General features: G+C 40.0%; 21 protein-coding genes and 2 pseudogenes. 22 read left to right on the forward strand and 1 reads right to left on the reverse strand.

Annotated features, from left to right (window positions below):
• Positions 1-12 precede the first annotated feature (12 nt).
• The 21 genes and pseudogenes from DW996_RS01700 to DW996_RS01800 all read left to right on the forward strand — a co-directional run bounded on the left by DW996_RS01700 (position 13) and on the right by DW996_RS01800 (position 24,597).
• The gene (locus DW996_RS01700; protein WP_118281007.1) at positions 13-1,413 is read left to right on the forward strand and encodes a cobyrinate a,c-diamide synthase; all 1,401 of its coding nucleotides are present in this window, start codon (positions 13-15) and stop codon (positions 1,411-1,413) included.
• The gene (gene cobI / locus DW996_RS01705; RefSeq protein ID WP_118534686.1) at positions 1,398-2,090 is read left to right on the forward strand and encodes a precorrin-2 C(20)-methyltransferase; all 693 of its coding nucleotides are present in this window, start codon (positions 1,398-1,400) and stop codon (positions 2,088-2,090) included. Before DW996_RS01700 ends, cobI begins: the two co-directional genes overlap by 16 nt.
• A gap of 99 nt (positions 2,091-2,189) precedes the next feature.
• A complete protein-coding gene (locus tag DW996_RS01710) occupies positions 2,190-3,485 on the forward strand; it encodes an amidohydrolase family protein (protein WP_118534687.1) in 1,296 nt (431 codons plus the stop codon).
• A 9-nt stretch (positions 3,486-3,494) separates the two neighbouring features.
• On the forward strand, positions 3,495-5,222 hold the full coding sequence (locus tag DW996_RS01715) for an ABC-ATPase domain-containing protein (RefSeq protein WP_118534688.1): 1,728 nt from the start codon (positions 3,495-3,497) through the stop codon (positions 5,220-5,222).
• A gap of 150 nt (positions 5,223-5,372) precedes the next feature.
• The gene (locus DW996_RS01720; protein ID WP_118534689.1) at positions 5,373-7,808 is read left to right on the forward strand and encodes a glycoside hydrolase family 2 TIM barrel-domain containing protein; all 2,436 of its coding nucleotides are present in this window, start codon (positions 5,373-5,375) and stop codon (positions 7,806-7,808) included.
• A gap of 130 nt (positions 7,809-7,938) precedes the next feature.
• Entirely contained in the window at positions 7,939-8,841 is a 903-nt protein-coding gene (locus tag DW996_RS01725) for an alpha/beta hydrolase (protein ID WP_118534690.1), read from the forward strand.
• 18 nt (positions 8,842-8,859) lie between these two features.
• The gene (locus DW996_RS01730) at positions 8,860-10,209 is read left to right on the forward strand and encodes an MFS transporter (RefSeq protein WP_158575156.1); all 1,350 of its coding nucleotides are present in this window, start codon (positions 8,860-8,862) and stop codon (positions 10,207-10,209) included.
• Between the two features lie 71 nt (positions 10,210-10,280).
• A pseudogene (locus DW996_RS14705) lies at positions 10,281-10,388 on the forward strand (DUF6198 family protein); the annotation flags it as partial.
• Positions 10,389-10,573: 185 nt separating this feature from the next.
• Positions 10,574-10,828 carry a hypothetical protein gene (locus DW996_RS01740; protein ID WP_147403509.1) on the forward strand — a complete coding sequence of 85 codons (255 nt, stop codon included), beginning with the start codon at positions 10,574-10,576 and terminating at the stop codon, positions 10,826-10,828.
• 85 nt (positions 10,829-10,913) lie between these two features.
• Complete coding sequence (locus tag DW996_RS01745; RefSeq protein WP_118534694.1) at positions 10,914-12,293, forward strand: RNA-binding domain-containing protein; 1,380 nt, start codon at positions 10,914-10,916, stop codon at positions 12,291-12,293.
• A gap of 67 nt (positions 12,294-12,360) precedes the next feature.
• A complete protein-coding gene (locus DW996_RS01750) occupies positions 12,361-14,271 on the forward strand; it encodes an ATP-dependent nuclease (protein WP_118534695.1) in 1,911 nt (636 codons plus the stop codon).
• A 5-nt stretch (positions 14,272-14,276) separates the two neighbouring features.
• Positions 14,277-16,211, forward strand: a complete 1,935-nt coding sequence (locus DW996_RS01755) for a UvrD-helicase domain-containing protein (protein WP_118534696.1) — start codon at positions 14,277-14,279, stop codon at positions 16,209-16,211.
• 38 nt (positions 16,212-16,249) lie between these two features.
• A complete protein-coding gene (locus DW996_RS01760; RefSeq protein WP_118534697.1) occupies positions 16,250-16,876 on the forward strand; it encodes a hypothetical protein in 627 nt (208 codons plus the stop codon).
• Positions 16,825-18,237 carry a hypothetical protein gene (locus DW996_RS01765; protein WP_147403510.1) on the forward strand — a complete coding sequence of 471 codons (1,413 nt, stop codon included), beginning with the start codon at positions 16,825-16,827 and terminating at the stop codon, positions 18,235-18,237. Before DW996_RS01760 ends, DW996_RS01765 begins: the two co-directional genes overlap by 52 nt.
• A 200-nt stretch (positions 18,238-18,437) precedes the next feature.
• Positions 18,438-19,472: pseudogene (locus DW996_RS01770) on the forward strand (tyrosine-type recombinase/integrase); the annotation flags it as partial.
• A 223-nt stretch (positions 19,473-19,695) separates the two neighbouring features.
• Positions 19,696-21,024 (forward strand): hypothetical protein, encoded by a 1,329-nt coding sequence (locus tag DW996_RS01775; protein WP_199642607.1) that lies wholly within the window; start codon positions 19,696-19,698, stop codon positions 21,022-21,024.
• Between the two features lie 47 nt (positions 21,025-21,071).
• Positions 21,072-21,689, forward strand: a complete 618-nt coding sequence (locus DW996_RS13065) for a hypothetical protein (protein ID WP_199642608.1) — start codon at positions 21,072-21,074, stop codon at positions 21,687-21,689.
• Complete coding sequence (locus DW996_RS01785) at positions 21,682-22,602, forward strand: DUF4268 domain-containing protein (protein ID WP_118534699.1); 921 nt, start codon at positions 21,682-21,684, stop codon at positions 22,600-22,602. The genes DW996_RS13065 and DW996_RS01785 overlap by 8 nt, the downstream gene beginning before the upstream one ends.
• 135 nt (positions 22,603-22,737) lie before the next feature.
• Positions 22,738-23,472, forward strand: a complete 735-nt coding sequence (locus tag DW996_RS01790; protein WP_118534700.1) for a MerR family transcriptional regulator — start codon at positions 22,738-22,740, stop codon at positions 23,470-23,472.
• 303 nt (positions 23,473-23,775) lie between these two features.
• Positions 23,776-24,258, forward strand: a complete 483-nt coding sequence (locus tag DW996_RS01795; RefSeq protein ID WP_118534880.1) for a low molecular weight protein-tyrosine-phosphatase — start codon at positions 23,776-23,778, stop codon at positions 24,256-24,258.
• Positions 24,259-24,345: 87 nt separating this feature from the next.
• Positions 24,346-24,597, forward strand: coding sequence for a hypothetical protein (locus DW996_RS01800; RefSeq protein ID WP_118534701.1), 252 nt, complete (start codon positions 24,346-24,348; stop codon positions 24,595-24,597).
• Positions 24,598-24,613: 16 nt separating this feature from the next.
• On the opposite strand, the gene DW996_RS01805 is transcribed toward DW996_RS01800, so the two are convergent.
• On the reverse strand, positions 24,614-25,630 hold the full coding sequence (locus tag DW996_RS01805; protein WP_118281032.1) for an AraC family transcriptional regulator: 1,017 nt from the start codon (positions 25,628-25,630) through the stop codon (positions 24,614-24,616).
• Positions 25,631-25,918: 288 nt separating this feature from the next.
• Here DW996_RS01805 and DW996_RS13135 point away from each other — a divergent pair, with 288 nt between their 5' ends.
• The gene (locus tag DW996_RS13135; protein WP_243098630.1) at positions 25,919-26,326 is read left to right on the forward strand and encodes a glycoside hydrolase family 78 protein; all 408 of its coding nucleotides are present in this window, start codon (positions 25,919-25,921) and stop codon (positions 26,324-26,326) included.
• Positions 26,327-26,392 lie beyond the last annotated feature (66 nt).

The raw sequence follows: 26,392 nt of genomic DNA on the forward strand, positions 1-26,392 counted from the left end.
ATGATTTAATATATGAAAGAAATACAAAACAATCCTCACAATCGTATTATGATCGCAGCCCCACACAGTGGCAGTGGTAAGACCCTGATCACCTGTGGACTTTTGCAGGCGCTTTTGGATAGCGGCAAGAGCGTGGCGGCTTTTAAGTGTGGACCGGATTATATCGATCCCCTGTTTCATGAGCGTGTCTTGGGTGTGCCATCCAAAAATCTGGATCTGTATTTTACGGATGAGAAGACAACACGGGGGCTTTTTCTGGCAGAAAATGAAAGCCAGATCTCTGTGGTGGAAGGTGTCATGGGGCTGTATGACGGACTGGGTGGCATTGAGGAAAGAGCAAGCGCCTATCATCTGGCAAAGGTCTTGCAGACACCCATTATTTTAGTCATTGATGTGCATGGCATGGGGAGGTCTGTTCTGGCAGAAGTGAAGGGGTTTCTGGCAATGGATACAGGTCACCTGATCCAAGGACTCATTTTAAACCGCTGTTCTGTAAACTTTTATGAGCAGTTGAAAGGGATGATTGAAAAAGAAGTGGGGCTGGCGGTATTGGGATACTTCCCTGTGCGGAAAGATCTGCAATTTCAGAGCCGGCACCTGGGCTTACAGTTGCCGGATGAAATCCGGGATCTGCAAGAGGTCTTAGAACGGATTGCAGATCAGATGAAAGAGACGATCGATCTGGAGACGTTACTGGGAATCGCAGGACAAGCCGCTGATCTGGAGGGAGAGAAAATAGGACATATCTGCATGGGAGGACAAGATACTGCTATTCCAAAAGTAAAGATCGGGGTTGCCCGAGACGCGGCGTTTTGTTTTTATTATGCCGACAACCTGCGTTTGTTAGAAGCCGCGGGTGCAGAACTTTGCTATTTTTCTCCAATGGATGATGGGCATCTGCCAAAGGGAATCCAAGGGCTGCTCTTGGGGGGAGGCTACCCGGAACTTTATGCTAAGGAATTATCGGAAAACCTTTCTATGCGTCAGGACATCCGACAGGCAGTGGCGCAGGGTATGCCGATTCTGGCAGAATGTGGTGGATTTATGTATCTGCATAAGACATTGGAAACCAAGGAGGGGGAAAGATACAAGATGGTAGGAGTCGTAGACGGCGACTGCCATTATACAGGGCATCTGGTACGGTTTGGCTATGTGGGGATCACAGAAAAAGAGACCAATTTTTTGTCGGAAGCAGACCAGATCCGTGGACATGAATTTCACTATTATGATAGCAGTGATAATGGAAGGGATTGTATAGCAAAAAAACCGGTGGGCGGTCGTTCCTGGGAATGTGTGCATGAAAACCAAAAGCAGTTTTTAGGTTTTGCACATTTGTATTATCCATCCAATCCGGTCTTTGTGCAGCATTTTATAGAAGAGTGTCGAAGGGAAAAAGCATGGCAGGAATATTAGTTGGCGTGGGCGTCGGCCCGGGAGATCCGGAATTGTTAACGATAAAAGCATGTAGGGCATTAAAAGCGTGTGATCTTTTGGTTTTGCCAGCAAAGACAAAGGAGAAATGCTATGCCTATCAGATCGCAGTGCAGGCAGTACCACAACTGGCAGAGAAAGCCTGTCTTTATATGGATTTTCCTATGATAAAAGATCAGAAGGCTCTGGATGCACAGATGGATCAAAATACAAAGGAAATTATATCGTGGTTAAAGAAAAATGAAAATATTGTCTTTGTCACGATCGGAGATCCAAGTATTTATGCGACCTATCATTATATCCACAGACGTGTGGTGGCGCAGGGCTATGAGGCGAAGATCATCAGCGGGATTCCTTCTTTTCTGGCAGTGGCGGCAAGACTTGGTATCTCACTGGCAGACCGGGATCAGCAGATCCATGTGATCCCGGGATCCTATGATACGGAAGATGCAAAAGATTATCCGGGTACCCGCATCTATATGAAAGCAGGAAAAAGTCTGGCTCACTTAAAGGCAGGACTGCAAAGAGAAGTGGAAAGAGGGAAAACTCTGGAGGTATATGCCGTGGCAAATTGTGGTATGGAAAACGAAAAGGTCATGATCGGTCTGGATGTCTTGGAGGAGGATGCAGGCTATCTTACCACAGTCATTGTGAAATAGGATGAGATTTTAGCAAAAAAGTGCTACAATACAAGACAGATATATTTTGTGTGGTTTATAGAAATAAACTTTAGATTTAATAAATATGAGGTGAGCACAATGAAAGAAGCATTTGTAGATGGAGTTCTTTTGGATGGCAGACAGGATATGGTGCCACAGAAAGATCGAGTGGTCTTGGTGGAAGATGGCAAGATCACAGGAATTGTAGATAAAGAGGATAAGGAAGCATATCAGGACTTTCAGATCATTGATCTGCAAGGTGCATATCTTATGCCGGGACTGGTCAATTTGCATGTGCATTTAGCAGGATCAGGTAAACCCAAAAAGAAGCCGATCGACCCGGTCAAATCTGTCAAGCAGATCACATCCTCAGGACTTATGCGTGCGGTCGGTCATGCTATGGTGGCAAATTTTGCCAAGACCCAACTCTTGAGTGGAACGACGACGATCCGTACCGTGGGAGGAATTGCTGATTTTGATACAAGGATCCGTGATGAGATTAATGCGGGTAAACGTATCGGACCGCGTATTCTTGCCAGTGGTATGGCGATTTCGGTTCCGGGCGGACATATGGCGGGATCGCTGGCATACATAGCGCATAGTGCCGAGGAGGCAAGAGATTATGTGGATGTGATTGCAAAGGATAAACCGGATCTGATCAAACTGATGATCACAGGTGGCGTCATGGATGCAGAAGTGGTCGGAGAACCGGGTGTACTTCGTATGCCACCGGAGTATGTAAAGGCTGCCTGTGACCGGGCACATGAACTGGGCTTTCAGGTGGCTGCCCATGTGGAGAGTCCAAAGGGCGTTGCCGTAGCATTGGAAAACGGTGTGGATTCGATCGAGCATGGGGCAAAACCGGATGCGCACATTGCAGCATTATTTAAAGAAAACGGTGCTTTTCAGGTGGCAACACTGTGTCCGGCTCTGCCATATGGTCTTTTTGATTGTCAGGTATCGCATGCGACCAAGGAACAGAAGGCAAATGGTAAGGTCGTCTTTGACGGTATCATTGAAATGGCAAAAGAAAATCTGGCACAAGGGGTTCCGGTGGGACTTGGTACGGACACGGCTTGCCCGTTTGTGACCCAGTATGATATGTGGAGAGAACTGGATTTTTATGGAAAATATTGTGGGGTATCCAATGCCTTTGCTCTTTATACCGGAACACTTTTGAATGCGACACTTGCCGGGGTTGGTGATGTCACAGGATCTATTGAGGTCGGCAAATGTGCAGATATGATCGTGACCAAGGGTAATCCGCTGGAGGATCTTTCTGTTCTGCGTCATGTAGAGATGGTAGTAAAAGATGGCGTTATCTACGACCATCCGCAGGTCAAGAAGATCCCGGAAGTGGAAGTTGAGATGGATAAATTCAATCGGGTAAAGTAAGGAGCAGCCATGCAGTCAGACAGAGAACTAAGAGAGCAATTACGAAATATCGATCACAAGTCCTATCCGCAGTATAAGTCTTTAAAGGGCAGTTATCGATTTCCAAAATACATCTTACATATCGATCATGTGCAGGGCGACCCTTTTGCGGCACCGTCCGATGTGCGTGTGACCATCGATGCAACAAAGGCAGGATTTCCCGATTTTGCCATGAAAGATGGCTTGACGAGAGATCGGCTGGCAGATCTTTTAGTGCGGGAGTTTGCAAGACAGGTCAATGCCTTTTCTTTTAAGGCAAAAGGATCCGGTAAGAGTGGGCTGATCTCGGTTTCTCATCCGGGACAGGAAGTTTTGCGACGGACGGCATGCCAAGTCAGGACCAATGAGATCATCGTGCGCTTTTCCATTGGTTTTCCGGCAAATGGCAGAACGATCAATGCCAGAGAACTGGATAAGATCCTCTTTGATTTTCTGCCGGTCTGCGTGGAAAAGGCTCTGTATTATGAAAATCTGGATGCGACGCGGATAAAAGAAGCGATTGATCTGGCAGAAGACCAGAGAGCAATCCGGCAGCAGTTAAAAGAGAAAGGTCTGGTTGCTTTTGTTGCCAATGGTTCTATTCTGCCAAGAGAAAGCGGAATTTCTTCACGCCCTATGAAGGGGGCTAAAGCATTTGTATCGCCGGAGTCTTTACAGGTCACCTTGGAATTACCACATAAAGGAAAGTTCAAGGGCATGGGCGTGAAACAGGGAATCACCCTGATCGTCGGTGGCGGTTATCACGGCAAATCCACTCTGTTAAATGCTTTGGAACTTGGTGTCTACGATCATATTGCAGGCGATGGCAGAGAGTATGTCATTGCAGATGATACGGCGCTCAAATTGTGTGCTGAAGATGGAAGATTCATCAAAAATGTAGATATCTCTATGTTTATCAATGATCTGCCAAATGGCAGGGATACCCATGATTTTTCTACAAAAGACGCCAGCGGCAGTACATCCCAGGCGGCAGGAATCGTAGAAGGAATCGAGGCAGGCAGTCAACTGTTTTTGCTGGATGAAGATACCTCTGCAACGAATTTTATGGTGCGGGATGCTTTTATGCAAAAGGTTGTTAGTCCGGATCAGGAGCCGATCACGCCATTTTTGGCAAGAGCAAGGGAACTCTATGAAAAGATGGATATTTCGACCATTCTGGTTGCCGGGAGTTCGGGAGCATTTTTCCATATTGCGGACACCGTGATCCAGATGGATCAGTATGAGCCGGTGGATATCACCCAAAAGGCAAAAGATTTGTGCAGGGAATTTCCGATAACAGCGGATGTGGCAAAGCCTTTTGAAAATCCGGTGTTCCATCGTATCATGGAAAAAGATAAAAATGGAGCCGTCAAGCGCAGAGATTATCGGACCGGTGCGATCAAAGATGCCGGCGATCATCTTAAGGTAAAGATACTGGGTGTAGATGGTTTTGCACTGGGAAAACAAAACGTGGATCTGCGTTATTTAGAACAACTGATTGACAGCGAACAGACAGCGGCGCTGGGACAACTCTTAAAATATGCCGTAGAAAATCTGGTGGACGGGAAAAGAAGTATTGCGGATGTCGTGGAATATCTGCAAGTCAAACTGGAGCAGGAGGGCATGCAATTTACCGCAGGGCGCGGTACGCTTTCCGGAGGCTTGGCAATCCCAAGAAAACAGGAGATCTATGCCTGCTTTAACCGTTATCGCATATAGAAATAAATTTTACTCTGGATGAAAAAGCGGGGACTTCTGGGGATAGAATCATCGGATATGATAAAAAATGACATAAATAGGACGCTTTATGACATTTTCACGATAGAAGACAACAGATATAATACTTGTAAGATATGAAAATATACTAGCGTGAAAACAGAGGAAAAGAGGAGCGTCTATGAGAAAATCGATTTTAACCGGGACTGGACGGTGCAAAAAGAAGGGCAGGAGAGGGTAGAACACGTTAATCTGCCGCATGATGCCATGCTCTATGAAAAAAGGGCGAAAGAAAATAAGACAGCCAGCGCCAGTGCTTATTTTGAGGGTGGCAAGTACATTTATAAGAAGATTTGGGATGTGGATGCCCAGACAGCAGAGCAGACCAATATCTTGGAGTTTGAGGGAGTTTACCAGAATGCGCGCATCAGCCTCAATGGAAATCAGATCGCGGAAAGACCTTATGGTTATACGAATTTTTATGTAGATCTGACAGATCTTTTGACGGTCGGTCAGAATGAGATTCAGGTGATCGCGGATAATGCAGATGTGCCAAACAGCAGATGGTATTCCGGCAGTGGTATTTATCGCCCGGTGTCACTTTATACGGCGGGATCATCTTATATCAAGCCGGAAGGAATCAAGGTACAGGTATTGGATCAGGAATGTATCTGCCTGCGCCTTGCCTGTGTGGCGGAAAATGCCCAGGCAAAGATCACGATTCTGGATCAAAATGCGGTCGTGACGGATATGGTCGTGGAAGATCTGACACACTTGGAAACCGAGGGTATTACGATCATGATACCGAATGCGAAACCATGGTCTGCCGAAGATCCGCATCTTTACCGGGTAAGAGCAGAACTTGTGCAGGACGGCAGTGTGCTTGATTGTGATGAAAGTCATTTTGGTATGCGTACTCTTGCATGGGGAAAAGAGGGATTTCTTGTAAATGGAAAAGAAGTCCTCTTTCGCGGTGCATGTATCCACCACGACAATGGCGTGCTGGGCGCCTGTGGGTTTGCAGATGCTGAGACCCGGCGAGTGCGCATTTTAAAAGAAGCAGGATTTAATGCCATCCGGTCTGCACACAACCCGATCTCAAAGGCAATGTTAGATGCCTGCGATGTTATGGGTATGTATGTGATGGATGAGACTTTTGATATGTGGCTGATCCACAAAAATCCATATGACTATGCAGGTGATAAATTCAAGGAATGGTGGAAAGCGGATACGGAGGCTATGATCTCCAAAGACTACAACCATCCATCCGTTGTCATGTATTCGATCGGAAATGAGATCACAGAACTCGGTATGGAAGATGGACAGAAGCAGGCGAAAGTCATGGTAGATTTTTGCCATGAAAAAGATAAGACGCGTCCGGTGACCGCAGGTATCAACCTGATGCTTGCTATGATGGCTGGCGGCAAAAAGAGCATTTACGGAACGGATGACAAGGGACAGGTCAAGGACAGTGGAACTGGTGGCATGGATGCTATGCCAACCTCTGATTTCTTTAATCTGCTCATGAATAAGATGGGAAAACTGATGACTAAGGCTGCGTCTTCCAAAAAGGCAAATGCCGTGGCTGTCAAGATGCGTGAGATCTTTGATATTCCGGGATATAATTATGCGACCAGCCGCTATGAAAAAGATGCTAGAGATTGTCCAAACCAAGCAACGACCGGATCCGAGACCCTGCCACAATCTTTGTATGAAAACTGGCAACTGGTAAAGAAATTGCCAACCATGACAGGCGATTTCATGTGGACGGGCTGGGATTATCTGGGCGAGTCCGGTATAGGAACCGTGCGTTATGTTGATAAGAAGACAAAAGAAAACATTGATCCGGGTCTTATTATGACAGGCGGTCCCGGTATCATTGATATCTGCGGAAAGATGCGTCCGGAAGTGGGCTGGGGCAAGATCATCTGGGGCTTGCAGGATGTGCCGACGATTGGGGTAGATCCGCTGACCCATGCAGATCATTTCCAGTCGCTTTCCATGTGGCGTACCACGGATGCCGTGGAGAGTTGGTCCTGGGAAGGCTGTGAGGGAAAGCGCACGATGGCAACCGTCTATTCCGATGCGCCGGTGGTAGAACTTTTGGTAAACGGTCAGAGTCTGGGCAAGAAAAAGACCAAGCAGGATACGGCGAAGTTTAAGAAAGTGACCTATCAAGAGGGGCAGATCGAGGCAGTGGCATACGATGCTTCCGGCAAGGAGACGGGAAGGAGCAAACTGGTCTCTGCCAGTGGAAAGACAAAGATTTCTTTAAGACCGGAATGTCAGAGTCTACGGGCTAACGGGCAGGATCTTTGCTTTTTAAACATTGATCTGGTGGGCGAAAACGGTATTACCAAATCATCTGTCGATCAGGTCTTAAAGGTGGAAGTCACAGGTGCCGGGTGCTTGCAGGGATATGGCTCTGCGAGACCAAATATTGCAGATGATTTTGTGTCCGATCAGCACAAGACTTTCCTTGGCAAATCCCTTGCTGTTATCCGCGCTGGATATGAAACGGGCTGTATTCATGTGAAAGTTTCTGGAGAGGGCTTGGAACCGGTCGAGACGGACATAAGCGTTTCATAAAATAATCCGTTATTTTTCTTATAAAAGTATGTTAAAATGACATTAGTTAGCATGTGCCGGCTAATGTCATTTTTAGTTGGCGCGAGAATAGACGAAAGAATATGCCGCTTTACGAGAAGGAGGGGGTAAAATGGGGGCATTACATATCTTACTTATCATTGTGATCGTGCTGGTCGTACTGCTGTTTTTGGTGTCTGTCGGTCTTTGTACCTATGCAGTTTTTCCGAAAAGGTTTGGTCTGGAAGAAACCAGGAAAATTGAACTGGGAAAGCCATATTTAAAGGGGATGGATTTTCCGGCAAAAGAAACCTACACGGTACGGTCTTATGATGATTATGTCTTGCATGCGGAGTATATTGAGACAGACCCGCAGTCAAAAAAATTTGTGATTATCAGTCATGGCTATACTTATACCAGATATGGATCTTATAAGTATGTCTATCTATTCCAGAAGTTGGGATTCAACTGCATTATCTATGATGACAGGGGGCATGGCGAGAACAAGAGGTGTCGCTGCATGTTTGGCATCCGTGAGTCCAAAGATCTTTTAGCAATGATCGATGATACTTACAAGCGGTTTGGGGATGACATTCTTTTGGGGCTGCATGGCGAATCTATGGGCTCAGGGTTGAGTCTTATGGCTTTGCAGTACAAGCCGAAAGTTAAGTTTTTGGTAGCGGACTGCGGTTATGGCAGATTGTTGGAGGTCTTGTGTGGAAAGGTCAAAGAAATCTTCCATTTACCGGGGTTTTTTGCTTATCCGGCATCCTGGGTGTGCAGGATCTTGTATGGATTTTCTTTGGCAAAAGTCAGTCCGGAGGAGTCCTTGTATGACAATGAGATTCCGGTTTGTTTTATCCATGGGGAAGATGATAATTTCATTCCGTGCAGCCAGAGTCAAAGAATGCATAAGATAAATAAAGGCTATAGTGAACTGCATACATTTCCAAAAGCGGATCATGCGCAGTCACTGGATTCCGATGTAGAACGTTATGAGGACATTTTGAGGGATTTTGTAGCAAAGGTATTGTAAGAAAATGGGGGTAAAATGATGAAAGAAGAGAAGGTAAGCGTAAGCAGTAAGTTTTGGTTGTGCAGTGCAGACTGTTTGTGTGGAGCACTGTCCGGTCTGATCACAGGGGGAGGCATGACCTATTTTTATACCAAATATCTGGGATTGGATGAGGGACTGGCAAGTATCGTCTGGATGATCTTCGCTGTCTGGAATGCTTTGAATGATCCTTTATTTGGCTATATTTCGGACCGGACGAAATCAAAATTGGGACGACGGATCCCTTATATCCGTTATGGTGCGCTACTCTATGGCGTGATCTTTATCTTAAGTTGGTTCTTGTGGCCTCTGGGCGGCAGCCAGACGGCTCTCTTTGTGCAGATGTTAGTATCACTTTTCTTTTTTGATACGTTTTATACGGCAATCGCAACTTCTTTGTATGTGCTTCCTTATACAATGGCAGAGAGTAATCAGGCAAGGAGTGGGATCTTTGTCTGGAAGATCTTCTTTACGCTCTTGTCGCTGGCAGCACCGCTGGTACTCTTTCCTCTGGTCAGACCGGATGTAGGAGAGAGCGCAAGTCGTTTTCAGACCATTATGATCATGCTTGGCGTGGTTACGACTCTGGTGATCTTTTTATCCACCTTCTTTTATAAAGAAAAATATACGTCTGATGCTGAGGAAGCACCGGGACTCTGGGAGTCTATCTGTCAGTGCTTTAAAAACAGGGCATTTCTGGTGTATGAAGTCATTAGTTTTACGGTTATTTTTGTGCAGACCATTTTGATGCAGGGCGTGGTCTATTATTTTGATGAGTTCACGGTTCCGATGCCTTTGGCTTATGCCAGTCTTGGCGTTGGTGCGGTGTGCGGCATCATTCTTTGGATCAAGAGCATGGGAAAGATCGGTGTTGCCAAGTGTATTATCGAGATGAGTGTTGCCTTTGCGGCAGGTGCAACCTTGGTTATTTTTGCCGGACAATATGTCATTCCTGCCATGATCGCTTTCTTTATTATTGGTTTGGGCTTTTCCGGTGGTATGTATCTGGTGCCGCTGATGAACGGCGAGGTGATTGATTATGATGAAGCCAAGACCGGATTTCGTAGAGAGGGCATGTATGCAGGTGTGAATAGTCTGATCACGAAACCGGCGATCAGTTTTGCAAATGCAGCATTTGTCATGATCATTGGATGGTTTGGCTATGACAATGCCGTCAAGGCAGGGGCGCAGGATGCTATGGCAAAGTTTGGTGTTAAGGTTGCCTGGATGGCACTGCCGGCATTGCTCTTTATCATTTCTGCCATTGCCATGAAAGCCTATCCGCTGGTGGGCGCGGAATGGAAGAAGTTGAAAGAGGAACTGAGCCGGAAGCATGAAGTGGAGAGGTAAGGATTGATTCTGAACGGCATTTAGGAAAATATTCGCATGAGGAGGATTTTGTCTTGCCATTCTAAACAAATTCAAGTGTGCCATATGCGTTTAGCGAGGTGTTTCCTAAACTAACACTTGGAACATGGACATACATCTTTCAGGGACTTTTGGTGATTACACTTATGGTTCTCAAGAAAGGATGTGATACTTTGCATCGGCATAGCATTGTCAAACAAAACAAAGATAAAATACTTTTCATCTGCCATGCAGTGTTTAAAGGATGCCGTGAAAACCTTGATTTAAGCTTGCTGAGAAGTTGGAGCGTCTGTCAGCATTAAATGCCCTGCTTAACATGGATGAAAAGGGTAATGACGGGATTGATATGGATGATGAGCCGGAAGCTCCAAAGAGCGAAAAAGAGGTCGCAGACAGTCCGGTGAAGAATACTCCGCTTGCAGAGAAAACAGTGGGTATAGAGCAGGAGAAGGGGGGCAGACAGTATGCAGATGCACCTGCAGAAAGAGTGTCCCTGAAGGCGAAGCTGGAGGTGATGAAAGCAAAGGTTGCTGGAGAAGATTCAGAAAAGTCTATGCCACAAAAGACAAAGGGAAAAGAAGAAACTTATGAGATATTCTGAAGTTTTTTTATTTTTATTCCCAACTTTATTCCCAACATGTTATAATTAGTTCGGTTGGGAATAAAAGTTGGGTAAGAGCATACTAATGGATATTAAACAAATTGTTTTAGATTTATGTGCCTTAAGTGATGAACAGGAATGGTTTGAATTTAAGGCGAACTGGTTTCAGCCTGAAGTGTTAGGCGAATATGTATCTGCCCTGTCAAATGCAGCAGCATTTCATTATAAAAAAAATGCCTTTTTCATTTGGGGTGTAAATGATACAACCCATGAAATTGTAGGAACAACATTTAACCAGTATTGTGAATATAACAAGGAACCGTATCAGAATTATCTTGCAAGGAACTTATCTCCGAGTATCAATTTCAAATTTGAAGAAACTGAAATTTTAGGAAAGAGAGTTGTAGTTTTAGTAATTCCATCGGCAACTGACATTCCTACGGCATTTAAAGAAAAGAGGTTTTTAAGAATAGGATCATCAAAATGCAATATTAAGGATTACCCTAAGAGAGAAATTGAACTTTTCAAAATACTGGATGGAAGAACCGAAACGATAGAAACAGTACCGGCAAAATACCAGGAACTTACATTTCAAAAACTCTTTGGATATTACGGTTCCAAAGGTATTGTTCTAAATCAAAAGACGTTTATTAAGAATCTGGGGCTAAAAACAGAAGAAGGCGAGTTTAATATATTAGCGCAACTTCTGTCGGATAATTCTCATTTTCCGCTTCGTGTATCTATTTTTGATGGAGAAACAAAAGGCTCTAATCTTTTCTCTGTACGTGAATTTGGAAATGACTGTTTATTATACAGTTTGGATGAGTTGTTGCGTTATGGAGATGTATTGAACCTGATTCAGGCGGATGAGACAGACAGGGTCGTTGAACGAAAGGAGGTTCCGTTATTTGATAACAAGGCATTTCGTGAGGCTGTCATTAATGCCGTCCTGCACAATAAATGGGTGGAAGGAAATGAACCTATGATTTCGGTATTTTCCGACAGAATAGAGATACTATCAAGGGGAACACTTGCTCCGGCACAGACCATGGAGGGATTTTTCTTAGGAGAATCAATCCCTGTAAATGAAAAATTATCCGAGATATTTCTTCAACTGCATATAAGTGAGAAATCTGGTCGAGGAGTCCCTAAAATTACGGAAATGTATGGAAAAGATGCATTTTCATTTAGGGAGAATTCCATTGTTGTTACTATCCCATTTGAGAGAATAAATAAGGTTGGGAATAAAGTTGGGAAAAAGGTTGGGGATAAGAAACCTTTAAATTCCAGAAGGCAAAAAATTATTTCAGAAATGAGGGACAACCCGAACATTACAACTGCAGAACTTCATAATATATTAGGGGTGAGTGAAACAGCAGTAGAAAACAATATATCATTTTTAAGAGAAAATGGGTATATAGAGCGGGTTGGTTCAAAAAAGGCAGGATACTGGAAAGTATTGTAAGTGTTGTAAAACTATAAAACAAAGATAAGGTGTAATCGGATAACAAAAGAAAGGATAGTTGAGGAATATGTATCTTTCATTGTTGCAAATAAAGAATTTTAGATGTTTTGATGGAAATGAGCATAGTATTACTTTCAAAAAAGGTTTAAATGTTCTTGTTGGAGAAAATGATTCTGGAAAATCAGCAATCATGGATGCAATAAAACTAGTTCTTGGAACTACAGATATGAACTGGTATAGAGTGGAGCAGGAAGATTTTTACAAAGAAGATGCAACATTAGAAATTAAAATTACATGTAAATTTGAGGAATTGAATGAAGATGAACGAGGGGCTTTTTTGGAATGCCTCTCATATGAAGATGAAAATAAAAAGATTCCATGTTTATATCTACATTGGACGTGCAGATATTTATCATCATTCAATCCGCCTCGCCCAGTGGTAAATGTCTCAACAGGAATAGAAGGAAACGGACCATCACCATCTGCAGAAGCAAGAGAATTGTTAAGAGCTACATACTTGCGTGCCTTGAGAAATGCATATAGTGAAATGCAGGCTGGAAGACATTCAAGACTATCACAAATTATGCAACATATTTCTGTTGTAGATCAAGGAGTTGATGAGTATGAGGAGGGAATTGATATTCATAATCTTTCCATAGCGGGAATAGCAGATCTTTCAAATACACTTTTAGTAAAACATCCAGCACTGGATTCAATCAACGAAGAAATGACGACAATACTGCAAGAAAAAATGCTTTTGAAAAAGGATAACATAAGAACAAGATTGGAAGTTACAGGGTCAAATTCTAATAAAATAAAAAAAGAGATGGCATTATTGGAGAAATTAGATCTTGCAGTAGATAAAGATGCCAGTGATATGTGCGGTAGAGTTGGACTTGGGACAAGTAATATTATGAGTATGGCATGTGAGTTACTATTACATAATGAGGCAATAGGAGATAATAAATCCTGTTTTTTATTGATTGAGGAACCAGAGGCACATATACATGCACAAAGACAATTAAAATTAATTCAATCTTTAGAAGAAGAATCTGAGAAAGGGAATAGACAGACTATAATTACTACACATTCGCCATTATTGGCTTCTGTTGTAAAATTATCGAACATTGTGATTGTGAAATCGGGTAAAGTATATTCTCTTGAGAAAGAGCAGACAAAATTGGATGAAGATGATTATCTTTATTTGGAAAAATACCTTGATGCAACTAAAGCAAATCTGTTTTTTGCAAGAAGTGTAATAATTGTAGAAGGTCCTGGAGAGGCATTGCTGTTACCTACATTATCCAAATTATTGGGATGTAATTTTACAGATTATGGTACTTCGCTTGTTGATGTTAGAAGTACCGGATTGAGAAGATATGCAAGGATATTTCAAAGAAAAGATGAGAATAAACAGTTGGATGTAAATGTTGCATGTGTTACAGATAGAGATATTATGCCCAATTGTGCTCCAAGAATTTGTATAGATGAAAAATATACAGATGATAAGGATACATGGCCAGAAAAAAGTAAACGTGCATGGCGAGCAGAGGCTGATTATTCAGTATTAGGAGCAGAAAACCATGTTAATGAGATAAAAGAAAAAGCAGATGGACAGAAAGTAAAAACATTTGTAGCCAATCATTGGACACTAGAATATGACTTAGCGTATATAGGGCTACAGGATGAAGAAATGAAGGAAATATTAATTGATTCTGTAATAAATGTAAGCTATGAAAAAAAGAATAGACCAAGTAAGAAGGATAAATTAATTGAAAAGATAAATGCTTATAAAACTAAAGAAGAAAGAGCAGCTTGCTTTTATAGTTTTTTTACTTCAAAAAAAGCATCAAAAGCTGATTTCGCACAAGAATTAGCGATTAATCTTGAAAAGAAATATATAAACAGAGCTGAAGACTTGAAAAAGGTATTACCGGATTATTTGATAAGTGCAATTATATATGTTACTAAGGGGTGAATTGATTGGAAATTGAAAAATTAGCAAATATAGAGATTACTGACGAAGATATATTGTGGGTAGAAGAGATGATGGACGGAAAAGTTCATTTTGATTCTACTAGAGTTAATGTACTAAAAAATATGGATTCTGTTGATATACAGGCGTTTCCGGGAAGCGGTAAAACAACTATATTGGTTGCTAAGTTGGCAATTCTTGCAAAGAAATGGCCATATTCCAATGCTGGCATCTGTGTTTTATCGCATACAAATGTGGCAAGAGAAGAGATAGAAGAGCGATTAGGAAACACAGAGATTGGGCGAAAATTGTTATCGTATCCGCATTTTATAGGTACAGTGCATTCTTTTTTTGATACATATGTTTCTTTACCATGGTTAAAGTCAAACGGATATGAAATCAATATTATAGATACGGAGCTTGTCCACTCACTTAGATGGAATAAACTACCAAGAAATAAACGTTACTATTTAGAAAGGCAATATAAAAGTGAGACGATTTGTGAATATCGAGATAATATAGGGAATATCGAGAGAGTTAAAAATGAAGAAACAAATGAACTTTTGTTATCAGTTATTGAGAAAACTCAAAAAGATGGATATTTTACATTTGGGGAAATGCTTTTATATGCTCAAAAAGTTTTGAAAGAATGGGATGAGATACCTAAAGCTATACAGAGAAGGTTTCCTATATTGTTTATAGATGAAGCTCAGGATACAGATACGTTTCAATGGGATTTGCTCAAAAAGGCTTTTAATAGTGATGGAGAGTTGAGCATAAGGCAGGGATTTGGTGATAGTAATCAAGCAATATATGGGAATTTATATGCTGATGATACAACGGGAAATTTTCCAAGGGAAAATGCACTTGTTTTAAGTGAAAGCAGAAGATTTGATTCATCCATATCAAGTTTAGCCAATACTGTTGCTCTTTCAAAAACTCAAATGGATGGTACAGACAATGAATTTACGCAAAAGGGAATCAAACATACAATCTTTTTATTTGAAAAGGAGAATGCAGCTCAGGTAATAGATGAATTTGGACAACTTATATTGGATACGTTTAGTGATGAGGAACTGAAAACTTATGAAAAAGAAGGCGTTCATGTAATTGGGATGATTCATGATAAAAAAGAAGAGACAAAAGATAATCAATTTCCCAAAGGAATATATGATTATTGGAATGCTTATGAAGCTAGAAAAGCAAACAAGAGAACCACTCCCAAAAATTTGATTGATTATTTTAGGAAAGGAATTGAAGAATTTCAGAATAATGGAGAAAAATCAGAGCAGATTGAATGGATTTGTAAAGGTCTTAGACGATTAGTTAATAAAGCTAAGGAATGTAATTATATACCTGCTACGGGAAATTCAATCAATGCTATTATGAAACTATTATCAGATGAACAAAAAAAGGATTTCAGAAAGTTACTTATGTTACTTGCTGATTTTGGTAATCTAATTTCTAAAGAAGATTGGAAGTCTATGGTTATTATTATGAAAAAAATATTGTCTCTATTTGAAACTGAACCCAATGAGGATGTAAAAAAATTTGGAAAATGGGTGGAAGATCAAGAAAAGAGCAATGAAAATAGTGATGATAAAAAACTATTGCCAAATTATTATGTGTACTGTGACGAAGAGACAAAACGCGAGGTTGATATGGAATTTGGTAGTATCCATTCTGTTAAAGGAAGAACACATTTAGCTACTTTGGTGTTAGAGACTTTTATGAAATCACATAATATGAAATCAATACTTGATTATCTGTGTGGAGAACCACCCAAAAGGATGAAGAGTTCTTCAGAGAAAAGATTAAAATGCCAGTATGTTGCAATGACAAGAGCAAGAGCGTTGATTTGCCTTGCTATTCCTATTGATTTTGTGGATGATAAAATGCAGATGAAGTTACAACAGAAGGGATGGAATCTGAAAATTGTGTAGTCTTGTTTCATTAAAGTAAAGAAAGGGGTTATGAAAAAGTGAATTTATATATTTTGCCTGTACAACGTGTACTGTTAGAGTACGTATTAAAACTTGGAGATATGATTTTTTTCCCAGGAGATGTATCAAATGAGGCTATTGAATATAGTAATCTTTTAGATGATGAAAAGGAGAAATTAAGATTAATTGTAGAACACAATCGAAGTTTCTTTACAGAACAACTAACAGGTTTACCTTTTCTTTTATTATCATCTAAATATGATATTAGTGAGATAAATAATGATATTACTATTTTTGAGAAAATTCTAAATGATGCAAATAGACGGTTTGATTACATTAGAATATTAGAATGCCCATTTAATAGACCGGAATATACTATAGGAATCCCTGGGCTTATAGATGGTAAAAGAAGGCTATTTTCAATCAATGACGATTATTCAATCGGGGCATATATAAATGGAGAAGAAGAGTTCTATTTAATGCAAAAAGGAATTGGACTTGATCTGGGTGTGACAGAGAATAATGATACAAGATTATATAGAGTGATTTATTCACACAGAAATGACGAAGTATATAACTTATATAGGCGATATATAGCGAGGCATGCGAGGCATTGCAGATTATTGATGAGACAAGATGTTTTGTTTTTTTGTTTTCAAAAATAGATGGAATGGGACTTTGTGATACATATAGTTTTACTGATAACAAGAAAAGAATTTTATCAATTGTTGCTGAAAATCAATCAAATTTTGATGTTATTAGTTCGCAGTTATATTTTTACTCGAAAGAAATAAGAACGGAGGTTGTTCATAAGGGGAAAAGAATAGATGAATTAGTATCGATTAGAAAAGCACATGAGATAAATCAGGAGCTATTTAATATAATAATACGGTTTTGTACAAAGGTAATTGATAGTGAAATAACTAGTATTGAATCGCTAAAAGAATATATTTTAAATGAAGTAAGCAAGTATTCATACAAAATGCCACAAGAGCAATCACTTGCGGGATTACCAGTCGTTTATTCTCAAAGGACAACATATGTTGCAACGTTGGAAGGATTACAGATTAGCTATCCAGAGAAAAGGGGAAACTATTTACTTCTTCCAAGTTTGAATCAGTTCAAATATGATAGATACTATAAAAATTATGTATCAAAAGATTTGGGGAAAGATTATGAATCTATTTTTAATGATTTTTCAATAGAAGACTTTGAATATATTATAGAAATATTATATCGCTGTGAAAGAGCTGATGATGGATATCCGCGTGTTATAGGTTTAAATCTGCCTAAAATCAGTGATGAATACATGCGTTCACCAATAATAAGGGAGCAATTTGTGGATTACATTTGCAATGAGCTCAATGAATGTTTGTATTATGATATGCTATCAGGGGGTGATATTCTAAACGGAGAAGTATTACCTCCCAGAGTTGGGTTAAGAACAGGTATTAGGGCAATTTATGAGTTTGTAGAAGATAAGGAAGAATTGTTCTTACAATTTGTACCGGGAAGGGTATTCAGTGAGTATCAGATTCCTAGCGAGGCATATAATTGTATTAAACTTTATAAAGATGATATATATGAAATATTGTTTGGTAATGCAAATTATATTGATAATTTGTGTAAGCGTTCTTTGGTGAATATTTGTGAATCAGAATATGTCAGAGATTGGACACAACGAATTAGTTACTTATTTGATACTTTTGATGGAATCGATCCACGAAATTATAATAAAGAAAAGGTAATAAAGTTAGTTTTTACAATATTAGCTATTGATAAGGCGGATTATTTACGGAACAAACAAAAGTATGAGCAACTGAAAAACAAATATAGAAATCCGATACTTCATGGAGGAAAATCTATATTTGAAATTGAACCAGATATTAATGAAATAAAAAAGGTGGATACATATTTGCGAAAGACTATAATGGATTATTGTTTAAAGATCCATTCATTAAGTATTTCAACATGGGAAGAATTAGATAATGCATATAGAGTGCAGCAAAATTTCCTAAAATTATAACCTTTGATAGTTTATATAATCTATCAAAGACAAATATATTCATGATAATTATCAATAATAGAAAGGAGACAGGAGTAAATTGCAATAAGTAAAATCGAATTAGATAGTAATTTAGTAACAAGAAGTAAATAGCATATATTATGCAGAAGGCAGTCCAGAGCGGGCTGCCTTTTGTCGTGCAAAAAATGAAAATATGAAAGAATATTACGGTGAATGAATTGGTGGAGAGATACCTCAGAACTAAGGTGGAAATGCGACCGAACACATTAGCCAATTATAATTTTGTGAGAAATATTCTGAAAAAGGAGTCTTTCGGAAGTCAAAAGATTTCAAAAGTTAAGACATCTGATGTAAAACTGTTTCTTATAAAAATGCAGCAGGAAGACGGAAGAGGGCATAGCACGATAAAGACAGTGCGTGGAGTTCTCCGTCCGGCATTTCAAATGGCGGTAGATGATGATGTCCTTATGAAGAATCCTTTCCAATTTGAGCTTGCGGGAGTGGTGGTAAATGATGCTGTCACAAGGGAGGCAATCACAAAGGATCAGATGCGAAAATTCTTAAAGTTTGTACATGACGATGTAGTTTACTGCAAGTATTATGAAGTAATATACATTCTTTTTCATACAGGGATGCGTATTTCGGAGTTTTGTGGATTGACGATGAAAGATATTAATTTAGAGAAAAGAACCATCAATATCGACCATCAGTTGCAGAGAACTTCGAAGATGGAGTATGTGATTGAGCCGACAAAGACGAATGCCGGAACAAGGGTAATTCCAATGACAAAAGAAGTTACAGAAATGTTTCGAGCAATTATTCAAGACAGACCAGAATATAAAGTGGAGAAAGTGGTAGGTGGATACACTGGATTTCTTTTTCTGGATAAGAACGGAATGCCGCTAGTTGCCATGCACTGGGAACACAGATTTAACAGTATGGTGGGCAGGTACAACGAGATTTATAAGGTACAGATGCCAAATATCACACCCCATGTATGCCGTCATACATATTGTTCCAACATGGCAAAATCTGGCATGAATCCTAAGACATTGCAGTATCTCATGGGGCATTCGGATATAGCAGTAACTCTTAATGTTTACACCCACGTTGGACTTGAGGATGCGGAGAAAGAACTTCAGAAGATGCAGGGGGTGGAGAATGCCAGAAAAGAGATGGGGCTTTCGGACAAGGACGATAAGCCTTTGAAACAGAATATGTTCAAGGTGGTTTGATAATAGAATATTGATATAGATTTGTGGCACTCAGGCTTATAGCTTGGGTGCCTTTTTGACTGGTAAAAAAGAGACTTGAATGATATAATATAATTTAGTGATTTTGTAACCATTTTTGAGAGGTATAGCTTTGTAAAACCAAGAATTCAACCCGTATTCATATAGAAGTATAAGTGGCATCCGGGCGAGTTCTGGATGCTTTTTTATATGGAGGATTATAGATATGAAGAAATATGAAAACAAACGTTGGGGAGATATATGTGCAGAGGATAAAGAGATTCTTTTGAAAAATGCGGTTTGTAGAGATGTTTTAGTTGGTTCGCCAATGACTGAAGGATTCGGATGGGTCCATTTCTCTGAAACACTTACTGCTATGGGAACTATACATAATGGGATAATTAACATTGACGATGACGAAGTATTATATAATCCGTGCCTTGGAAAGAATGGAGAACCGATGAGTCAAGAAGAACTGGATGCTTTGTTTGAAGAATATGTTGAAAAAGAAACAGAGAGCAGGAATGATAAATTTATTAAGTATGAGATGTCATTTAAGAAACGCCCCCATGTTGTTTTGCTGGGAGCTGGAGCAAGTGTAGCAACAATTCCAAGAGGAGATAAGAATGGAAAGAAGATCTCTGCAATGAAAGGATTTATCGAGAAATTAGGAATGAGTTCAATCATTTCTAGTATATCATTGGCTACCGACAGTGATAATCTTGAGGATATTTATATGGAAATGTATGAGAGAGATGATTGTAATCAGCAGAGAAAATTACTTGAAGAAAGAATTGTAAGTTACTTCTCAGATTTTGAATTACCAGATGAACCTACGGTTTATGATATGTTAGTTTTGAGTTTGACAAAAAAGGATCTGATAGCAACGTTCAATTGGGATCCATTATTAGTGGAAGCATATAGTAGATGCACAAAAATAACAAATAATTTACCACAGCTCGCTTTTTTACATGGAAATGTAGCTGTTGCAACATGTGAAAAAGACACGGTTTTAGGAAATCCATATGACTATTGTCCAAAATGTGGAAAAAAGCTATCGGAGGTTCCGCTGCTCTATCCTATTAGAGAGAAAAACTATGAGCGTAATCCATACATAGCTTCTAGTTGGGAACAACTGTCTCATTATCTGGAGAACGCATATCGATTAACAATATTTGGATATAGCGCGCCCAAAAGTGATAAAGCAGCCATTGATATGTTAAAGAAAGCATGGGGAAAAGTTTCAGATAGAAATCTTGAAGAGATAGAAATTATAGATATTAGGCCTGAGGATGAAGTTATAACATCGTGGGAAGAATTTATTCATACACACCATTATTCGGTTTTTGACAATTTTTATGATTCTGCGTTAGGAAGATTTCCAAGAAGAACTTGTGAATTGTTATTTGATAATACGCAGGGGAATATGTGGATACATGGAGATAAGGGGTTTAAGAAAGAAATGAATTTCGAAGAAATAACAACTTTGCTACAAGCTTTATTAGAGGATGAAAAAACTGGAAATGATATTTTATCAGACCCGTATGTATTGTAGAAAAATTTCAGAGGGTGATTGAGTACTTTGGGGTTTGGAGGGATTGTATGGGATGTATATGTCCAAAGTGTAAATCGAATAATGTTATTCCCATCATGTATGGATATCCTGCTCCAGAAGCTATGGAAGAGGCAGAAAAAGGTAATCTCAAACTTGGTGGTTGTATGATATACGATATTGACGGTGGTGGAATGGCTGACCGTTATTGTGAGGACTGTGAGAACGAGTGGTGCGTTGATGATTTCTTAGTTGAGGATATCGTCAAGGTAAGATTTCGTTATTGGTCGAATTGGGAATGTTATGACCTCGAAACAATAAAAGAAGACCAATGGGCATTTGAAGTGTTCCCGGACGGAACTATTAAGTATTTTGCTTATCCGAGAGCAAGCAGACGAGTTCTTGATAAGGAAGTAGTCCATATTGAAACGGAAAGAGTTTTGGATTTTTATCAGAATGTAATATGGCTGTATCGTCCTTGGACGAAGATTATTGAATGCAAGGTGTGTGATGGTTGTAGCTATGAGTTAACTATTACATACTCAGATAATAGAAAGAGAAAGATGCATGGAGATTTAGGCGGGGGAACTGTAGATAAAACAGTAACAGATTTCCTTTGCACTATCCCGGAAATGAAAATAAAGCTAGAGGGGGAATACGATGATTAACCTTGGAACATTAAAGGAAATAACTGATTTAAGAAGTGTGTGGCCACATGAGGCTTTGAACTTTACTCCTTGGGTAGCAGAGAATGTTGAACTGCTTGCAGATGCTGTTGGTCTTGATATTACAGTTGATGAGACGGAATCATCTGTTGGAGATTTCAATGTTGATATTTATGCATCTGAAACAGGAACCGACAGAAAGATTATCATTGAAAATCAATTAGAAGACACGGATCATGACCATCTTGGCAAACTGATTACTTATGCATCTGGAAAAGATGCGGATGTAGTTATCTGGGTAGTAAAACATGCACGAGAGGAACACAAGGCAGCAGTTGAGTGGCTTAATAACCATACGGATGATAAGATAGGATTCTTCTTATGTGAAATAAAGCTGTTCCAGATCGGAGATTCTGATATTGCTCCATCATTTACAGTAGTGGAAAGACCAAATGATTGGACGAAGGAGATTAAGAAGACAACTGCTACAAATCCAACACAGCAGCAGAGACTGGAATATTGGCAGGCGTTCAATGATTATGCTTTTCAGAGCACAGAATTTAACAAAGCATTTAATAAGAGAAAACCAACGACAGATCATTGGATGGATTTTAGTATTGGATCATCAGCTTGTCATATCGCAGTATCTCAAATTCAGAAAAGAAATGCTATTGATGTTGAACTATACATAAATGATGATAAGGAACTTTTTAAAAGCCTTCTTTCTCACAAAGATGAGATTGAGTCAGTGATGGGAGTTGCTCTTGATTGGAGAGAACTGCCGGAAAGAAAGGCAAGTCGTATTATTATAGAAAAAGAAGTAACATTTGATGATCACGCCACATGGTCACAGCAGTTTGATTATATTATGGATATTTGCATGAAGATGAAGAAGGCATTTAAGAAATACTTATAGCATTAGAATGTAAATTCAAATTTTGTGATATAGATGTTTATCAAGCTGATGAATTTTGAGTTTTTCTTCAAAAAGTTATTGACTCCTACGCTGCGTAATAGTTTAGAGTAAACTTATCGAGAGGAGGGAATGACGATGATGACAGTGAATGAGGTAAGTAAATTAACAGGAGTGAGTATACGCACTCTGCAGTATTACGATACCATTGGACTCTTAAAACCTATAGAATATACAGAGTCAGGGTACCGGTTGTATGACGATACATCATTGGAAAGACTACAGCAAATTTTACTGTTTAAAGAATTGGAGTTTCCGCTTAAGGAGATTAAAAAGATAATCGATGCTCCTAACTTTGATAGAAATAAGGCATTAGAGCAGCAGATTGAATTACTTACTATGAAAAAGGAGCATCTTGAAAATCTTATTAGTTTCGCTCGAGGAATAAAAGGAATAGGAGTGAAATATATGGATTTTAAAGTATTTGATACAAAAAAGATTGATGAGTATTCTAAACGTGCAAAAGAACAATGGGGACAAACCTCTGAGTACAGGGAGTTTGAAGAGAAAACAAAGAACTGGACGAAAGATGATGAAACTACTGTTGCAAATGAGTTTATGCAATTATTTGTTGAATTCGGACAGATGAAAGAAATGAACCCAGAAGATGAACAGGTGCAGTTGCAGGTAAGGAAACTTCAGAATTACATTACAGATCATTTTTATACATGTTCGGATAAGATTTTATGCGGTCTTGGAAGAATGTATGCCGGTGGAGGAGAACTTACAGAAAATATTGATGATGTTGGTGGAGCTGGCACAGCAGAGTTTGCAAGTAAAGCTATTGATATATTTTATATGAGCAGAAAATAAAATACTGTTTGATAGATTAATGCAAAATCTTCAAACTTGATATTTTATCTTTTATAGTCGATAATAAAAAGGGTATGTAGATGATTTCTGCACACCCTTTTATTAAATAATGCACACCCCTATCCGTAGTCTGAACCCCCTTAACTGACTACGATTTGACTACTACACAAGGCATTGAATTGCTCCGTTTTGCATTATTTTGCAAAAAGTGTAGTTTTAGAGAAGAAAAATACGATGCCAGAAAAAGCTGATAAACCAACGCAAAACTCGGCATTACAGGGCATTTCAGAACAGGAGATTTTTATGATAAGAGTACTTTTCATCTGCCACGGCAACATCTGCCGCAGTACAATGGCCGAGAGTGTTTTTACCGACATGGTAGACAAGCTTGGCGTATTATCACAATTTGAAATAGATTCGGCGGCTACCAGCCGAGAAGAGATAGGCAATGCACCACATTATGGTACGCGCGCGAAACTTGCGCAGGTGGGAATCCCAGTTGTGCCCCATCGCGCACGTCAGATGACACAAAAGGATTACGAGTATTATGACTATCTGATTGGAATGGATTCTGCAAATATCCGTAATATGAAGCGGATTGCAGGGAATGCAGTGAACGGTGAAAAAATTTATAAAATGCTTTCTTTTGCAGATTATAAGAATAATCAGTGTTTAAAGGAAGCAAATGATGTGGCAGATCCATGGTATACGGGAGACTTTGAAGCAACATATCGCGATATTGTGGCGGGGTGTGAAGGCCGCTTGGAATATTTAGGGTACAGATAATTCTTTTTTTAGAATCAGACTTTTTCAGTGCCCTTTAAAATCAAGCTTTGTGGATTAAGTTGACCACAGTGGTGTCAGGCACTGTTAATGGCAAAAACGAATCATGTCATCTGTATTGCGGTGCCGAACCAGCCGGCAGGTCTTGACAAAGCGCTTGCGGTTATCGAAGAAAATAATATTTCGGTTGAGTACATGTATTCACTCAATTACATTATCGGAAACAAGGCGCTTATGGTGCTGCGGCTGAAATCCGATGAGATGGAAAGAGCGAAAATCGCGGAATTGCTTTGTGAAAATGAGATTGTGATGGTGACACAGAGCGACATCAATAAGTTATAATCCGGACAATGGCGAATCACATGGTTTGCCGGCAGCGGTATTCCTTTGGCGTGCATCCGTATTTTTCTTCAAATTTTTTGAAGAAGAACCCAGTATTCTCATATCCCACGGCAATGCTGATGTCGCAGGTCGGCAGCGTGGTGGTACGCAGCAGCATGGCGGCCTGTGATAACCGCTGGTTCTGGATGAGTTGTTTATATGTATAGTTTGTATGCTTTTTGATATACGAAGAGAGATAGTTCGGATGCATATGGAAGAAAGCCGCGGTCGATTCCAGCGTACAGTCTGCGTAGTTGGTTTCTATATAACGCAGGATGGAGTAAATATGGTTGGAGGAAGAGAGGCTTGCCAGCGCCATGTTGTGCTGGAAGTAATTGATTAACTCGCAAATCAATAAAGTCATCTGTGCGTCAAGGATGGCGACGGACGTAACGGAGGGCGAGTAGAATTCACACAGAAACTGGTTGGCAAATAATGTCAGCCGGTTTCTTTTTTGGGCGGAAAACAGGATATAGTTATCCCGTCGGGACTGGCTGTTGAGCGCCTCAATGAGAAATTGCGTGATAAAATTCTTTTTTGCGAATTTCTCAAAGAAGTTGTTTAAATATTTTTTGGTAATCAAAAAATTAATCATAATATCTTCTTCATTACATTTTGTCGTGCGGTGAGGCGTATTCGGGCTGATTAAAAGAATCTCTCCGGCAGATAAAGTGAGGGATACGTCATTGAGCGTAAATGTACAGCTACCAGAATAGACATAGCAAAGCTCCAGCCATTCGTGAATATGCAGGGGAACCGTCTCAAAGCGGTCCTGCTTGATGACTGCAAAATTTTGGTAATTGGCCAGAACCTTGTTCTCCGAGAGCGCCATCTGCATACTGAGCGGGGTAGGCGTGAAACAGTAGCAGAGTTCCCCCGACGCCGTAGTGATTGTCTCGATACCGGGATAATCATTGGTAGCTCCCAAGAGATTCTGTTCTTCCTGTGCAGTGTGTTTTCGCAGATAAGTATCCAGTCCGGAATCCGTCAACATTGGTATATCCTCCCATATTTTTAAAAATATTTAAAAATCCGCCTTCATCGGCTACCTTCGCATGTTTTTCAGGTTTCAAAGTCATGGCTTTCATGCAAATGCAAAGGTATGCTCTTTGGCACTTTGCATTTTTATCATTATAGAAAACATTTGCGGATGTATCAATATAAATCTTAAGTTTGGTAGGTAAAATGATTAAATACCGTAAATGATTTTATTTGGGAAATCCATTATACTCAAATTACAGTGGACACAATGAAAAAAGGAAGGAGCTTGGAAAACAGCAATATGAATCAGATTTACGCAGCAAAAACAAATCATATCACGAATCCGGTGGGATTTTTACTGAATCCGGTGGTTTTTTCGTGGAAGGTCAGAGACTGCAGGGGAAAGAACCAGAGATGTGCCAGAATCCTTGTGGCAAAGGATGAAACCTTCGCGGATGTTCTTTGGGACACCGGGGAGGCAAAGCTCGACAGTCTGGCTGTAAAAGCGGAGATGAATCTGGAGCCTTGTACCAGATATTACTGGAAGGTAATCGTTACTACGGACGCAGACGAAGTGCTGGAGTCCGAAGTACAGTTCTTTGAGACGGCAAAGAGGGACGAGCCATGGGCGGGGAAATGGATTACCTGCGACAGCAGGGAGCGCGCCATCCGATTTTTTCAAAGCAGATCACTCTCCGGAAGAAGGTGAAAAAAGCCCGTCTTTATATCTGTGGACTGGGTCTTTATGAGGCATATTTTACGGATGGAGACAAAG

The sequence above is a fragment of the Roseburia sp. AM51-8 genome, assembly GCF_003478275.1.
Classification (GTDB): Bacteria; Bacillota; Clostridia; order Lachnospirales; family Lachnospiraceae; genus Pararoseburia; species Pararoseburia lenta.